The following is a 14230-nucleotide window of genomic DNA, read 5'->3' as shown; positions in this document are numbered from 1 at the left end:
GAGTGAAGGATCAAATTAAGGATTTCATCCATTACGTGAGGGTTGAAAGAGGGCTGTCCCAAAATACGATGATGTCCTATGAGCGTGATCTGAAAAGTTATTCTCTCTTCTTAACTGAAAGCCTTCAGATCACTTCATGGAATGATGTGACCCGTCTTCATATTATTCAATATTTAAAGCATATAAAGGACTCCGGGAAATCCGGCAAGACGTCTGCCAGGCATTTGGCGTCAATCCGGTCTTTTCATCAATTTCTGTTAAGGGAAAAAGCCGCGGATAAAGATCCTTCGGTACATATTGAAACACAAAAAACAGAGCGGACGCTTCCGAAAGTATTGGCGCTTCACGAAGTTGAGCGGTTATTGGACACGCCTAAGCTTGACAGCCCGTTCGGTCTCAGGGATAAAGCCATGCTTGAACTGCTGTACGCGACCGGCATCAGGGTCAGCGAGATGATCGAGCTGAAATTATCCGACGTCCATTTGACGATGGGATTTGTCCGCTGCTTCGGAAAAGGGCGGAAAGAGCGGATTGTGCCGATTGGTGAAGCCGCTTCTCATGCGATAGAAGCGTACATTGAAAAAGCCAGAGGGAAATTATTAAAGAAAAACGTAACCGAAGCGCTTTTTCTGAATCATCACGGCAGGCAGATCAGCCGTCAGGGATTCTGGAAAAACCTGAAAAAAATCGCCCTTGAAGCGGGGATTAAAAAAGAGCTGACACCGCACACGCTCCGGCACTCCTTTGCAACGCACCTGCTCGAAAACGGGGCGGATCTGCGCGCCGTGCAGGAGATGCTCGGACATGCCGATATTTCCACGACGCAAATTTATACGCATGTGACGAAAACAAGGCTGAAGGACGTGTACAAACAGTATCATCCGCGCGCTTAGGAGCCGCTGCCAGAGGGGCCGCGGCTTTTTTTTGCCGGATTGGCGGAATACAGAGAAGGTTCTAATTATTTGAATCGGCATTGTCAACGAGAATGTAAACGGTTTATACTTGAGTTGTCTGACCTCTGTAAGCTACAATGGACAAATGGAAGAAAAGGAGGCTTTTATGATGTCTGAATACAAATATAACCGGGTATTTTTGATCGTAATGGATTCTGTCGGAATCGGTGAAGCGCCGGACGCCGCCGATTTTAATGATATAGGCGCAAATACGCTCGGACACATCGCAGAGCACATGAACGGCTTACATATGCCCCATATGGCGCAGCTCGGTCTCGGACTGATCGGAGACATTAAGGGCGTGGAAAAAACGGAGCACCCTCTTGCGTACTACGGAAAAATGCAGGAGGCGTCAAACGGGAAAGATACGATGACGGGGCACTGGGAGATTATGGGCCTCTACATTGAAAAACCGTTTAAAGTGTTCCCGGAAGGATTTCCGGATGAACTTCTTCAGGAACTTGAGCGGCGTTCAGGACGGAAAATCATCGGAAATAAGCCGGCTTCAGGCACGGCGATTCTGGACGAGCTCGGAAAAGAACATATGGAAACGGGTGCGCTGATCGTTTATACATCAGCAGATTCCGTGCTGCAGATTGCGGCTCACGAAGATGTCGTTCCGCTTGACGAGCTGTACAGCATCTGTGAAACGGCAAGAGAACTGACGCTTGATCCGAAGTACATGGTCGGCCGGATTATCGCAAGACCGTTCGTCGGAGAACCGGGCAGCTTCAAACGCACGCCGAACCGTCATGATTATGCGCTCAAACCGTTCGGACGCACGGTAATGAACGGAATGAAAGACAGCGGATTAGACGTCATTTCCATCGGCAAAATTTCTGATATTTATGACGGAGAAGGCATTACATCTTCCCGCCGCACGGTATCTAATATGGACGGCATGGACAAAGTGATTGAAACGCTCGGTGAAGAGTTTACGGGCCTGAGCTTTGCCAACCTCGTTGATTTTGACGCGCTGTACGGACACCGCCGCGATCCGGAAGGGTACGGAAAAGCGCTCGAGGAATTCGACGCGAGGCTTCCGGAAGTGTTTGAAAAAATGAAAGAAGACGATCTGCTTATCATCACTGCGGATCACGGCAATGATCCTGTCCATCACGGCACGGATCACACGCGGGAGTATGTGCCGCTTCTTGTTTACAGCAAAAAGCACAAACACACTGAACAGCTGCCGCTTGCGGATACATTTGCCGATATCGGCGCAACCATTGCGGATAATTTCAAAACGGAAAAGCCGGAATACGGAAAAAGCTTTTTATCAAGATTACAGTAGGGGGACTTTTTTTGAAACAAAAGATCGAACGTGCTGCTGCATTTATTAAAGAACACGTGAAAGAAACACCAAAGATCGGTCTGATTTTAGGGTCAGGGCTCGGCGTATTGGCCGATGAAATTGAAGGAGCTGTCAAGCTTACATATGAAACGATCCCTGATTTTCCGGTCTCAACGGTAGAAGGCCATGCCGGCCAGCTTGTGATGGGAACGCTTGAAGGCGTGCAGGTCATCGCGATGCAGGGCCGCTTTCATTACTATGAAGGCTACTCAATGGATCAGGTCACATTTCCCGTCCGCGTGATGAAGGCGCTCGGCGTTGAATCTCTTGTCGTGACGAACGCAGCCGGCGGTATCAACACTGAATTCCGCGCCGGCGATCTGATGATCATTACAGACCACATCAACTTTACGGGCACCAACCCGTTAATCGGGCCGAACGAAGCTGAATTCGGACCGAGATTCCCGGACATGTCAGAAGCCTATGACAAAGAGCTGTCAAGCTTGGCTGAAAAAACGGCCGATGAGCTGGGCATTCCTGTTCAAAAAGGGGTGTATACAGCTGTTACGGGGCCGTCTTACGAAACGCCTGCTGAGGTTCGGTTTTTAAGAACGATGGGTTCTGACGCTGTCGGCATGTCGACCGTGCCGGAAGTCATCGTCGCCAACCACGCGGGGATGCGCGTGCTCGGCATCTCATGCATTTCCAACGCAGCGGCAGGTATTCTTGACCAGCCGTTATCCCATGAAGAAGTAATGGAAATGACGGAAAAAGTAAAAGGCGGCTTTTTGAAGCTTGTAAAAGCCGTAGTCGCACGATCTCAAAAATAAGTCAGCATAAGTCAGCTGTTTCTTCGGAAGCAGCTGTTTTTTTATGCCCTCAACACGAAACATTTTCCAGATGAGGCGTATAAAACCACCGGATTTGGAAAAAATAAAAAGGATTATGAAATGGAGGGCTTTGGAGATGAAACGTCTTATATCCACTTTGTTGATTGGCATTTTATTAACGGCATCAGCACCGTCCGCTTTTGCAAAGCCGGACGGAAAACATACATCGGAGCTCGCTCATGAAGCCAAAAGCGCCGTGCTGATTGAACGCGATACGGGAAGCATTCTTTATAACAAGAACAGCCGGGAGCGTCTGGCGCCGGCAAGCATGACAAAAATCATGACCATGCTTTTAATCATGGAAGCGCTTGACAAAGGGAAAATAAAGATGAGCGATAAAGTCAGGACGAGTGAACATGCTGCGTCCATGGGCGGATCACAGATTTTCCTTGAACCCGGAGAAGAAATGACGGTAAAAGAAATGCTCAAAGGAATTGCGATAGCTTCCGGAAATGACGCATCTGTCGCAATGGCGGAGTATATCGCCGGTTCAGAAGAGGATTTCGTCAGCCGGATGAACAAAAAAGCAAAAGAATTGGGATTGAAAGATACCTCCTTCAAAAACCCGACGGGACTGCCCGAAAAAGACCATTACAGCTCTGCTTATGACATGGCGAAAATGGCGAAGGAATTATTAAAGTATGATAAAATCACTCAATTTACAGGAACGTATGAGGATTATTTAAGAGAAAATACAGACAAAAAGTTCTGGCTCGTCAATACAAACCGGCTGATCAAATTTTATCCGGGTGTAGACGGCGTGAAGACGGGCTTTACAGGCGAAGCGAAGTATTGTTTAACCGCCACCGCTAAAAAAGGAAATATGAGGGTCATTGCTGTCGTTTTCGGAGCCAGCACTCCGAAAGAAAGAAACGCCCAAGTGACCAAAATGCTTGATTACGCCTTCAGCCAGTTCAAAACACACCCGCTGTACAAACGGGATCAAATCGTCGGAACGGTAAAAGTAAAAAAAGGAAAACAGAAACTGGTTAAGCTGACCACATCTGAGCCGATTTCTCTTCTGGCCAAAAAGGGAGAGAACATGGACAAAGTAAAAAAAGAAGTGAAAATCAACGGCAATGTAACGGCTCCGGTTAAAAAAGGAGAGGTGCTCGGCAGCCTCGTTCTGAAAAAAGACGGAAAGGTGCTCGTTGAAAGCCCGGTCACGGCAAAAGACGACATGGAAAAAGCGGGTTTTCTCACTTTTCTGAAGCGCACGATGGGAGATTGGACAAAATTTAAATAATCGTGGCGAACGGGCACTAGTTTTGTCATAGTGAAGGAATTGCTTTCCCGAAAATCGAAACACTCATTATCCGATCATATCAAGGAGGAATGAGCATGAGCCTTGGAATTGACTTTCATGTCAAAGAATCCGTGCTTTGTATTCGATTAACAGGTGAACTCGACCATCATACGGCAGAATCATTAAAACAAAAGGTTACTGAATCGCTGGAGGCTGACGGCATCCGTCACATCGTGCTGAACCTTGAAGATCTTACCTTCATGGACAGCTCCGGCCTCGGCGTGATTTTAGGGCGTTATAAACAAATTAAACAGCTCGGCGGAGAAATGGTCGTGTGCGCGATTTCGCCCGCGGTGAGACGTCTGTTTGACATGTCCGGCCTGTTTAAAATCATCAGGTTCGAACAATCAGAACAAAAAGCGCTTTTAACGTTGGGGGTGGCATCATGAAAAACGAGATGCATCTTGAATTTTCAGCCCTCAGTCAGAACGAATCGTTTGCGCGCGTAACAGTTGCTTCTTTTATCGCACAGCTCGACCCGACGATGGATGAGCTGACGGAAATCAAGACCGTCGTATCAGAAGCGGTAACAAACGCGATCATCCACGGCTATGAAGAAAACTGCGACGGAAAGGTGTACATCTCCGTTACGCTGGAGGATCATGTCGTCTATCTGACCATACGTGACGAAGGCCTCGGGATCACGGATCTTGAGGAAGCGCGCCAGCCGCTCTTTACGACAAAACCCGAGCTTGAGCGCTCCGGAATGGGCTTTACCATTATGGAAAACTTCATGGATGATGTCACGATTGATTCCTCGCCGGAGATGGGAACGACGATACGCTTAACAAAACACCTATCAAAAAGCAAAGCGCTTTGTAATTAAGGAGATTTGTTATGGATGTGGAGGTTAAGAAAAACAGCAAAAACGCGCAGCTCAAGGACCATGAAGTCAAAGAATTGATCAAAAAGAGCCAAGAGGGCGACCAGCAGGCAAGAGACCTCCTCATAGAAAAAAACATGCGTCTTGTGTGGTCCGTCGTTCAAAGGTTTTTAAACAGAGGCTATGAGCCGGACGATCTGTTTCAGATCGGCTGTATCGGATTGTTAAAATCCGTTGATAAATTCGATTTGTCCTATGATGTCCGTTTTTCAACTTATGCCGTGCCGATGATTATCGGAGAAATCCAGCGCTTCATCCGCGATGACGGAACCGTCAAAGTATCAAGATCTTTAAAAGAGCTCGGCAATAAAATACGCCGGGCGAAAGATGAACTGTCAAAAACATACGGAAGAGTGCCGACCGTCCAGGAAATCGCGGACCATTTAGAAATTGATGCGGAGGATGTGGTGCTTGCGCAGGAAGCGGTGCGGGCGCCTTCATCCATTCATGAGACCGTGTATGAAAATGACGGAGACCCGATCACCCTGCTTGATCAGATCGCCGATCATTCAGAAGAGAAGTGGTTTGACAAAATCGCCCTCAAGGAAGCGATCAGTGATTTGGAAGAACGGGAAAAACTCATTGTCTATCTGAGATATTATAAAGATCAGACACAGTCGGAGGTAGCCGAACGGCTCGGGATTTCCCAAGTCCAGGTATCGAGGCTGGAGAAAAAAATATTAAAGCAGATTAAAGTGCAGATGGATCATACGGAAAGCTGACCTTTTACGGGCCGGCTTTTTTTATTTGTGCATCGGTGGTAATTTATGGTCTTTTGCCGCTGATGAATGAGAACAAAAGTGAACCACATACTACATATATAACCACCCGAAAGATGGTGATGCAAGATGGAAAGACGAATATTTCTCAGACTTCGCCACCGCGTGAAGGCTCATACCGGAGATATCATCACAATCGGCGACGCCGCGCAGATCGCGGGACAGCAAAAGCTGAAAAAAAAACTGTCGGCACTGCCGCTGTATAAGGTCACGAAAAAAGACAAAAATATCGTCGTGCTGGACATTATAAAAGTGCTGAAAACCATTCATACCGCTTTTCCTGCGCTTGATGTACAGACCGTCGGCGGCGCTGAAACGATAGTGGAAATCCATTACCAGAAAAAGCGGCTGTCAGCCGTTTTGTTCGTCGGTGTCTGGCTCCTGCTTTTTATCGGTTCATGTCTTGCCATTATGAATTTTCATGAAGATGTCAGTATGAGAGAAGTTCATATCGCCTTATATGAAATCATAACGGGCGAACGGAATGAATACCCGTATCTGCTTCAGATTCCATACAGCATCGGCCTCGGTCTCGGTATGATCGTCTTTTTTAATCACATCTTCAAAAAACGCCTGAATGAAGAGCCAAGCCCGCTGGAAGTCGAGATGTTTAATTATCAGCTTGATCTCGATCATTATGTCGCAATGCACGAAAATGAAGAGACGATGAAAGATCTGCATGATCGTTAGCATTCTTTTCGTTATGTTTGTCGGGCTTGGCGGAGGGCTGACCGTGGGGGCAGGCTTTGTGGCTTTTTTAACCGTTATGGGAATCGTCCCCCGCCTTATGCAGCTGACAAAAACAATGCGCTTTGTACAGGCCTACGAAGGAGCTGTTATTTCAGGAGCTGTGTTCGGCGGCTGGGAAACCTTAAATATGAATCATTTTTTTTTATCTGAATGGCTGGCCGTTCCGGTCGGGCTTTTGGCCGGCATGTTTGTCGGCATGCTGGCCGCCGCGCTTACAGAAGTGCTGAATGTGCTTCCCATTCTTGCCAAACGGATCGGCTTCGGCAGCAAAATCATCATATTGCTGATGGCCATTGTGTTCGGCAAAATAGCCGGCTCTTTATTTCATTGGCTGTATTTTATCCATCATTCATAAGGAGGAACCGACGTGACAAACTTAAAAGAAAATTACAAAACAAAAGTGAAAGACTATCAGCCGAAACCGCCATATGTTTGGAATTGCGTCAAAGCCTTTCTGATCGGCGGTTTGATCTGTCTGATCGGGCAGGCTCTTCAAGACTTTTACATCCACTTTTTTAATTTTAATGAAAAAACAGCGGGCAACCCGACGTCCGCCACTCTTATTTTAATTTCCGCCCTTTTGACCGGATTCGGCATTTATGACAGACTCGGGCAGTTTGCCGGAGCGGGTTCAGCCGTGCCGGTGACGGGTTTTGCAAACAGTATGACAAGCGCGGCTCTGGAACACAGAAGTGAAGGACTCGTGCTCGGAGTAGCGACAAACATGTTTAAATTGGCGGGAAACGTCATTGTATTCGGCGTCGTGGCAGCCTATATCGTAGGCCTGATACGGTTTGCTTGTGAAAAACTGTTTTCGTAGGAGGAGAAAAAATGAAATTGACCGGAAAGCAAACCTGGGTATTTGAAAACCCGTTATTTGTAAATGCGGCGGGGACGGCAGCCGGACCGAAAGAAAAAGACGGCCCGCTCGGTTCGCTGTTTGATAAGACATACGATGAAATGCATTGCAATCAGAAAAACTGGGAAATGGCGGAACGTCAGTTAATGGAAGATGCCATCAACTCCGCTTTGCAAAAACAGAATTTGAAAAAGAGCGATATTGATTTGTTACTCGCGGGGGATCTTTTAAATCAAAATGTGACCGCCAACTACGTCGCCAGACATCTGAAAATTCCGTTCCTCTGTCTGTTCGGCGCCTGTTCGACATCAATGGAAACGATTGCGGTCGCATCCGCGCTCATTGACGGCGGTTTTGCGAACCGGGCGATCGCAGCCACTAGCAGCCATAACGCGACGGCAGAACGGCAATTCCGCAATCCGACGGAGTATGGCGGGCAAAAACCGGATACCGCCACTTCAACGGTCACGGGGGGCGGGGCGGTCATCATCAGCCAAAACCCTTCTGATATCAAGATTACAAGCGCAACAGTGGGAAAAGTAAGCGACCTCGGGATTACGGACCCGTTCGATATGGGATCCGCCATGGCGCCCGCCGCTGCCGACACAATCAAACAGCACCTGCAGGACTTAAACCGCACGGCGGATGATTATGATCTGATTTTAACGGGAGACCTTTCAGGCGTCGGCTCGCCGATCGTGAAAGATTTGCTCAAAGAAGAAGGCTATCCCGCCGGAACGAAACACGATGACTGCGGTCTTCTCATCTATACGCCGGACCAGCAGGTGTTTGCGGGCGGAAGCGGCTGCGCCTGCTCCGCGCTTGTTACGTACACACATATTTTTAATCAATTAAAAGCAGGGACTCTAAACAGGGTACTCGTTGTCGCGACAGGAGCGCTTTTAAGTCCGACAATGATCCAGCAGAAGGAAACCATTCCGACCATCGCGCACGGTGTGGTATTTGAGCGGGCGGGAGGTGCATCATAAATGGAATATCTGTTGGCTTTTGTTTGCGGGGGAATCATATGCATTATCGGTCAGCTGCTGCTTGACATTTTTAAACTGACACCCGCCCATGTAATGACAACTTTTGTCGTCATCGGCGCCTTGTTAGATGGGTTCGGAATATATGACAAATTTATCGAATTCGCGGGCGCGGGCGCGACGGTTCCCATCGTCAGCTTCGGTCACAGCTTATTGCACGGCGCCATGCATCAAGCTCACGAGCATGGATTTATCGGGATCGCCATGGGGATTTTTGAACTTACTTCCGCCGGTATATCTTCAGCGATTTTATTCGCATTTCTTGTAGCCGTTATTTTTAAACCGAAAGGATAATGCCTGATGACGAAACGGAAGGTCATTCTTGTGACAGACGGGGACGTATACGCCGCCAAAACAATTGAATATGCCGCGGAACAAGCAGGCGGACGGTGTATTTCCCAATCAAAAGGCAATCCGTCAACGAGAAGCGGCCCCGAACTTGTTCAGCTGATTAAAGCCGCGCCGAATGACCCGGTGTTTGTCATGTTTGACGATTCAGGCCTGCAAGGGGAAGGGCCGGGCGAAACGGCGCTGAAATATGTCGCCTCACATCAGGACATTGAAGTGCTGGGGGTGATTGCGGTCGCTTCTAAGACCCATCAGGCTGAATGGACGAAAGTCGATGTCTCCATTGACCGTGATGGAGAAGTGACGGAGTTTGGCGTCGATAAAACCGGAATGAGAGAAATGGACGAGCACAGAATGAACGGAGATACGGTGTATTGTCTGGATAAATTGGACGTTCCCCTCATTGTGGGAATCGGCGACATAGGAAAGATGGGGAGAAAAGATGACATATCCAAAGGCTCGCCGATTACGATGAAGGCGGTCGAATTCATTTTAGAAAGGAGCGAAAGCCATGCCGGAAAAACCGGAAAACATGATCAAGGTGTACCGGGATCCTAGAAAAAATGAACAATTTTTTAAAGACCGCGTCGGTATGGGAACGAGCTATGATGTCGGCGTCCGCAAAGTTCGAGTATTAGACCGGGAAGTCCAGATTTACTTTGTCAACGGATTAACCGATACTTTGTTTATCATTCATTTAATGGAACAGCTCGTCGACGTCAATAATTATGACGAAAATGCGGATGAAGCGATTGACGTTGTTGAAAACAGGCTTGTCAATCAGCAGGTCCAAAAAGTCAAAACGCTCGACGAAGCAACGGATCAAGTGCTTTCCGGACTTGTCGCCGTTATCGTTGAAGGCGCGGGCTTCGCTTTCGTCGTCGACGTCAGAAGTTACCCCGGACGCACACCTGAAGAACCGGATACGGAAAAGGTCGTCCGCGGGGCAAGAGACGGTTTTATCGAAAATATCGTCATTAATACAGCATTGATCAGAAGACGAATCAGGGACGAAAGGCTCCGCGTCAAAATTACGAAAGTCGGCGAGCGCTCTAAGACCGATCTTGCGATTGTGTATATAGAAGACATCGCGGACCCGGACCTTGTCAGCATCGTCGAAAACGAAGTGAATGCGATTGACATTGACGGATTGACGATGGCTGATAAAACGGTGGAGGAATTCATCGTCAAACAGGGCTACAACCCGTTTCCGATGGTCAGATACACGGAGCGGCCGGATGTGGCCGCCAATCACATTTTAGAAGGGCACGTCATCATCGTCGTTGATACGTCACCGAGCGTGATCATAACGCCGACCACGATTTTTCACCATGTTCAGCATGCGGAAGAATACAGGCAGGCGCCTTCAGTGGGAACATTTTTAAGATGGATCAGGTTCTTCGGTATTATCGCTTCAACTGTTCTGCTTCCGATCTGGTTCCTCTTTGTTCTTGAACCGTCTCTTCTGCCTGAAAGATTGGATTTTATCGGTTTAAATAAAAATACGCATATCCCGATCATTCTGCAAATCTTTTTGGCCGATTTGGGGATTGAGTTTCTCAGGATGGCCGCGATCCATACGCCGACCGCTTTATCCACCGCCATGGGTCTGATTGCGGCGGTGCTGATCGGTCAAATCGCCATAGCGGTGGGGCTGTTTTCAGCAGAAGTGATTCTGTACGTATCGATCGCCGCCATCGGATCATTTACGACGCCGAGCTATGAGCTCAGCCTCGCCAATAAAATGATACGCCTCATCTTAATGGTGCTCGTGGCCATTTTCCAAGTGAAAGGCTTTGTGATAGGTTTTACATTGCTGCTGATCATAATGGCGAATATCCGCTCGTTTCATACGCCGTATTTATGGCCGTTTTTACCGTTTAACGGTAAGGCGCTGTGGCAGGTGCTCGTCCGGACGACAGTGCCGGGAGCGAAAGTCAGACCGAGCATTGTTCACCCGAAAGACCGTCAAAGACAGCCAAGCGGTTCATAATCGCATTGAAACCGACAGAAGATTATGATATTGTATGTCTTAACTTATACGGGACTTGTATAAGGACAGCTCAAAAGAAGCTGTCCTTTTCACCCATATGCGGATCAGAAAGAGGGAATGAGCATTGTTCTTACATGGCACAAGCAGACAAAACAAACTAGGTCATTTGGAAATCGGAGGTGTGGACGCGCTGTATTTAGCGGAGCATTACGGCACGCCTCTTTATGTTTACGATGTGGCTTTAATACGTGAGCGCGCTAAAAGCTTTAAACAGGCATTCATTGACGCGGATTTAAAGGCGCAGGTCGCGTACGCAAGCAAGGCGTTTTCTTCCGTTGCGATGATACAGCTCGCTGAACAGGAGGGGCTCTCATTGGACGTTGTATCCGGCGGAGAGCTGTTTACGGCGGTTGCGGCTGGTTTTCCGGCTGACAGGATTCATTTTCACGGCAATAACAAAAGCGAAGAAGAGTTGAAAATGGCGCTCGATCATCAAATCGGCTGCATCGTCGTGGATAATTTTTATGAAATCTCCTTACTCGCGGAACTGTGCCGCAAATCAGGGCGCACAATGGATGTTCTTCTGCGGATCACTCCGGGGGTAGAGGCGCATACGCATGATTATATTACGACGGGACAGGAAGATTCCAAATTCGGTTTTGATCTGCATAACGGGCAAATAGAAAAGGCGATTGAACAAGTATTACAGTCGGACCATATCCGCCTTCTCGGCGTTCACTGCCACATCGGATCGCAAATTTTTGATACGGCGGGCTTTGTGCTGGCCGCAGAAAAAATCTTTGCAAAACTGAATGAATGGAGAGAATCATTCGGCTTTGTCTCTGAAGTGCTGAATTTAGGGGGAGGCTTCGGCATCCGCTACACGGAGGAGGATGAACCTCTTCATCCCGCCGTTTATGTGGAAAAAATTATCGAAGCGGTAAAAGAAAACGCAGCGCTGCACGCTTTTGACATTCCGGAGATCTGGATTGAACCGGGACGCTCGCTCGTCGGAGACGCCGGAACGACGCTTTATACCATCGGTTCGCAAAAAGAAGTGCCCGGCACCCGTAAATATGCAGCGGTTGACGGGGGCATGAGCGATAATATCCGTCCTGCGCTGTATCAGGCGAAATATGAAGCCGTATCGGCAAACAGAATCGGAGAACACCACGATAAAACGGTATCCATCGCGGGCAAGTGCTGTGAAAGCGGGGATATGCTCATTTGGGATATAGACCTTCCGGAAGTGAAAGAAGGCGATCTTCTAGCCGTTTTCTGCACGGGAGCATACGGATACAGCATGGCTAACAACTACAACCGCATTCCGCGTCCCGCCGTCGTTTTTGTGGAAGACGGCGAAGCGCATCTTGTCATTAGAAGGGAAACTTATGAAGACATTGTAAAACTGGATCTGCCATTTAAGACGGGGGTCAAACAATAAATAAAAAAGAGACCGGAACAATGGCGTCCGGTCTCTTTTTGCATTCAGCTGTTAGAACTTGATCCGCTGTCTCCTGTGAATACAGACACGATCGCATTCCAAATCGAAGCGAAGAAATCAATGACTTTTTGAACAAAGCTTTTGCCTTCATCGGATTGAATGAACTTCGTGATTTTGTCTTTTGCCTTATCGAGCTGGCTGCCGACTTGGCCCCAATCAATCTTGGCGTTTTTCATTTTATTAAACAATGAAACGAGCTGGTCTTTTTGAGCGTCAGTCAGTGTAATATTAAGGTTTGAAGCCGCATCATCGACCTTTTTCTCGATTCCTTCTTTTGTATCGGGCACACCGTTTTTCGCGAAATCATCTTTAATGTTTGCGATAAGCGCGGAGGCGTTTTTATCCCCGATTTTATCCCCGAGATTTGAAGTGGTGACAAGCTCTTGGTTGGCGACCTGTTTTACATCTTCTGAAATCGCTTTGTCTGATGAGACTTCATATGCCTTGATGATTCCCGTTAATGCTGCGGTGCCTGATACCTCAAACGGCGCCGTCACGTATACTTTCGCATCTTTCACTCCTGCTGTCATCAGGGCGTTTAAGTACATTTCATCCGTAATGGAATCGATATTATGGGTCTTAACGTCAAGCCCGGACCCTTTCTTTGCCACCGTGATGGATGACGAAGAGATGGCTCTTGTGCCGATTTGGGCATTCGATATATATTTTCCCAGATATTCATGTTCTTCTTTATTCGTGACCGTCACTTTTGTCGCGTTATCAGGGACATTTAATTCGTCAAGCACTTTCTGACGGTTTTCGTTTGACAGATCCGCCCCCAGTGTGACGATGACATCTCCGACTGCGGCATCGGCCAGGCTGATTTTCGGTATTGTGCACAATACAACGGCCGCCGCCAGCAATCCAATCCACATTTTTTTCAAAGCGGTTAACCTCCTTCTTTTCACAATTGCCGTTTTGAAGCGGTTTGTGAGGACCTGCGTGAAGCAGTTCCGATACATAGACGGCTGTGAAGCTGTTCTGGTTTCATTTTCTTTCTGCGGAAGCGGGGAGATTCGTTTTCCGGCTGAAGGTGTGGTATAATAGCCGCGAAAAGAAGAGCAGAGGCCTCTTCCTTCAAAAGAATATCAAAAAGAAAGCCGGCTTACAATTGAAATTCATATTAAAGAAGGCTTTGACAAAAAACAATACGGAAGTAGGAATGAGAATGAAAACTGGTTACATCGAAATGGAAAACGGCAGCAGAATCGAATTTGAACTTTATCCGAATGAAGCGCCTAATACAGTCGCTAACTTTGAAAATCTGGCGAATACGGGCTTTTATGACGGCGTTATTTTCCACCGCGTGATTCCGGGCTTTGTCAGCCAAGGCGGAGATCCGACTGGGACAGGCATGGGCGGAAGCGGAAAAACGATCAAATGTGAAACAGAAGGCAATCCGCATAAACACGAAGCCGGTTCTTTATCAATGGCGCATGCCGGTAAAGACACGGGTTCAAGCCAATTCTTCATCGTACATGAGCCGCAGCCGCATTTAAACGGCGTTCATACTGTATTCGGAAAAGTGACAAGCGGTTTAGAGCATGCGAAAAACATGTCTAACGGAGACAAAATGAAAGAAATCCGTGTAGAAGGATAATGACGGAAAACCCGCCTTTTTCAGG

General features: G+C 47.8%; 17 protein-coding genes. 16 read left to right on the top strand and 1 reads right to left on the bottom strand.

Annotated features, from left to right (window positions below; genetic code table 11):
* Positions 1 to 2 precede the first annotated feature (2 nt).
* The 15 genes from xerD to lysA all read left to right on the top strand — a co-directional run bounded on the left by xerD (position 3) and on the right by lysA (position 12545).
* Positions 3 to 893, top strand: coding sequence for a site-specific tyrosine recombinase XerD (xerD, locus tag U2H13_RS11455; RefSeq protein ID WP_007612347.1), 891 nt, complete (start codon positions 3 to 5; stop codon positions 891 to 893).
* 169 nt (positions 894 to 1062) lie between these two features.
* Entirely contained in the window at positions 1063 to 2247 is a 1185-nt protein-coding gene (deoB, locus tag U2H13_RS11450) for a phosphopentomutase (protein WP_015417748.1), read from the top strand.
* A gap of 11 nt (positions 2248 to 2258) precedes the next feature.
* On the top strand, positions 2259 to 3077 hold the full coding sequence (locus tag U2H13_RS11445; RefSeq protein WP_007612343.1) for a purine-nucleoside phosphorylase: 819 nt from the start codon (positions 2259 to 2261) through the stop codon (positions 3075 to 3077).
* A 136-nt stretch (positions 3078 to 3213) separates the two neighbouring features.
* Positions 3214 to 4383, top strand: coding sequence for a D-alanyl-D-alanine carboxypeptidase family protein (locus U2H13_RS11440; RefSeq protein WP_021494259.1), 1170 nt, complete (start codon positions 3214 to 3216; stop codon positions 4381 to 4383).
* Positions 4384 to 4478: 95 nt separating this feature from the next.
* Positions 4479 to 4832 (top strand): anti-sigma F factor antagonist, encoded by a 354-nt coding sequence (gene spoIIAA, locus U2H13_RS11435; RefSeq protein WP_007409411.1) that lies wholly within the window; start codon positions 4479 to 4481, stop codon positions 4830 to 4832.
* Entirely contained in the window at positions 4829 to 5269 is a 441-nt protein-coding gene (gene spoIIAB / locus U2H13_RS11430) for an anti-sigma F factor (RefSeq protein ID WP_003153347.1), read from the top strand. The genes spoIIAA and spoIIAB overlap by 4 nt, the downstream gene beginning before the upstream one ends.
* 11 nt (positions 5270 to 5280) lie before the next feature.
* The gene (gene sigF / locus U2H13_RS11425) at positions 5281 to 6048 is read left to right on the top strand and encodes an RNA polymerase sporulation sigma factor SigF (RefSeq protein WP_003153348.1); all 768 of its coding nucleotides are present in this window, start codon (positions 5281 to 5283) and stop codon (positions 6046 to 6048) included.
* Positions 6049 to 6174: 126 nt separating this feature from the next.
* Entirely contained in the window at positions 6175 to 6795 is a 621-nt protein-coding gene (locus tag U2H13_RS11420; protein WP_021494257.1) for a stage V sporulation protein AA, read from the top strand.
* A complete protein-coding gene (locus tag U2H13_RS11415; RefSeq protein ID WP_014418289.1) occupies positions 6785 to 7210 on the top strand; it encodes a stage V sporulation protein AB in 426 nt (141 codons plus the stop codon). Before U2H13_RS11420 ends, U2H13_RS11415 begins: the two co-directional genes overlap by 11 nt.
* Before the next feature lie 12 nt (positions 7211 to 7222).
* Complete coding sequence (gene spoVAC, locus U2H13_RS11410; RefSeq protein ID WP_007612334.1) at positions 7223 to 7675, top strand: stage V sporulation protein AC; 453 nt, start codon at positions 7223 to 7225, stop codon at positions 7673 to 7675.
* Positions 7676 to 7686: 11 nt separating this feature from the next.
* Positions 7687 to 8703, top strand: coding sequence for a stage V sporulation protein AD (spoVAD, locus tag U2H13_RS11405; RefSeq protein WP_014418288.1), 1017 nt, complete (start codon positions 7687 to 7689; stop codon positions 8701 to 8703).
* Positions 8704 to 9054 (top strand): stage V sporulation protein AE, encoded by a 351-nt coding sequence (gene spoVAE, locus U2H13_RS11400; RefSeq protein ID WP_007409415.1) that lies wholly within the window; start codon positions 8704 to 8706, stop codon positions 9052 to 9054.
* A 3-nt stretch (positions 9055 to 9057) separates the two neighbouring features.
* Positions 9058 to 9666, top strand: coding sequence for a stage V sporulation protein AE (locus U2H13_RS11395; protein WP_087920769.1), 609 nt, complete (start codon positions 9058 to 9060; stop codon positions 9664 to 9666).
* Positions 9620 to 11101, top strand: coding sequence for a spore germination protein (locus U2H13_RS11390; RefSeq protein WP_017418066.1), 1482 nt, complete (start codon positions 9620 to 9622; stop codon positions 11099 to 11101). Before U2H13_RS11395 ends, U2H13_RS11390 begins: the two co-directional genes overlap by 47 nt.
* 124 nt (positions 11102 to 11225) lie before the next feature.
* A complete protein-coding gene (gene lysA, locus U2H13_RS11385; RefSeq protein ID WP_012117893.1) occupies positions 11226 to 12545 on the top strand; it encodes a diaminopimelate decarboxylase in 1320 nt (439 codons plus the stop codon).
* 44 nt (positions 12546 to 12589) lie between these two features.
* Here the strand turns inward: lysA and U2H13_RS11380 are convergent, their stop codons facing one another.
* Positions 12590 to 13489, bottom strand: a complete 900-nt coding sequence (locus U2H13_RS11380) for a DUF1002 domain-containing protein (protein WP_014418285.1) — start codon at positions 13487 to 13489, stop codon at positions 12590 to 12592.
* A gap of 284 nt (positions 13490 to 13773) precedes the next feature.
* On the opposite strand from U2H13_RS11380, the gene U2H13_RS11375 reads away from it, so the two are divergent.
* A complete protein-coding gene (locus tag U2H13_RS11375; RefSeq protein ID WP_003153363.1) occupies positions 13774 to 14205 on the top strand; it encodes a peptidylprolyl isomerase in 432 nt (143 codons plus the stop codon).
* The last annotated feature ends 25 nt before the right edge of the window (positions 14206 to 14230 follow it).

It is taken from the genome of Bacillus sp. A1, assembly GCF_042296235.1.
GTDB lineage: Bacteria > Bacillota > Bacilli > Bacillales > Bacillaceae > Bacillus > Bacillus velezensis.
Note: the sequence above shows the minus strand (reverse complement) of the source record. Positions and strands in the feature narration are given on the sequence as shown.

Coding starts and splice junctions, on each gene's coding strand:
- deoB (WP_015417748.1), top strand. CDS start 1,063: ATGTCTGAATACAAATATAACCGGGTATTTTTGATCGTAATGGATTCT.
- U2H13_RS11440 (WP_021494259.1), top strand. CDS start 3,214: ATGAAACGTCTTATATCCACTTTGTTGATTGGCATTTTATTAACGGCA.
- spoIIAA (WP_007409411.1), top strand. CDS start 4,479: ATGAGCCTTGGAATTGACTTTCATGTCAAAGAATCCGTGCTTTGTATT.
- spoIIAB (WP_003153347.1), top strand. CDS start 4,829: ATGAAAAACGAGATGCATCTTGAATTTTCAGCCCTCAGTCAGAACGAA.
- sigF (WP_003153348.1), top strand. CDS start 5,281: ATGGATGTGGAGGTTAAGAAAAACAGCAAAAACGCGCAGCTCAAGGAC.
- U2H13_RS11420 (WP_021494257.1), top strand. CDS start 6,175: ATGGAAAGACGAATATTTCTCAGACTTCGCCACCGCGTGAAGGCTCAT.
- U2H13_RS11415 (WP_014418289.1), top strand. CDS start 6,785: ATGATCGTTAGCATTCTTTTCGTTATGTTTGTCGGGCTTGGCGGAGGG.
- spoVAD (WP_014418288.1), top strand. CDS start 7,687: ATGAAATTGACCGGAAAGCAAACCTGGGTATTTGAAAACCCGTTATTT.
- spoVAE (WP_007409415.1), top strand. CDS start 8,704: ATGGAATATCTGTTGGCTTTTGTTTGCGGGGGAATCATATGCATTATC.
- U2H13_RS11390 (WP_017418066.1), top strand. CDS start 9,620: ATGCCGGAAAAACCGGAAAACATGATCAAGGTGTACCGGGATCCTAGA.
- U2H13_RS11375 (WP_003153363.1), top strand. CDS start 13,774: ATGAAAACTGGTTACATCGAAATGGAAAACGGCAGCAGAATCGAATTT.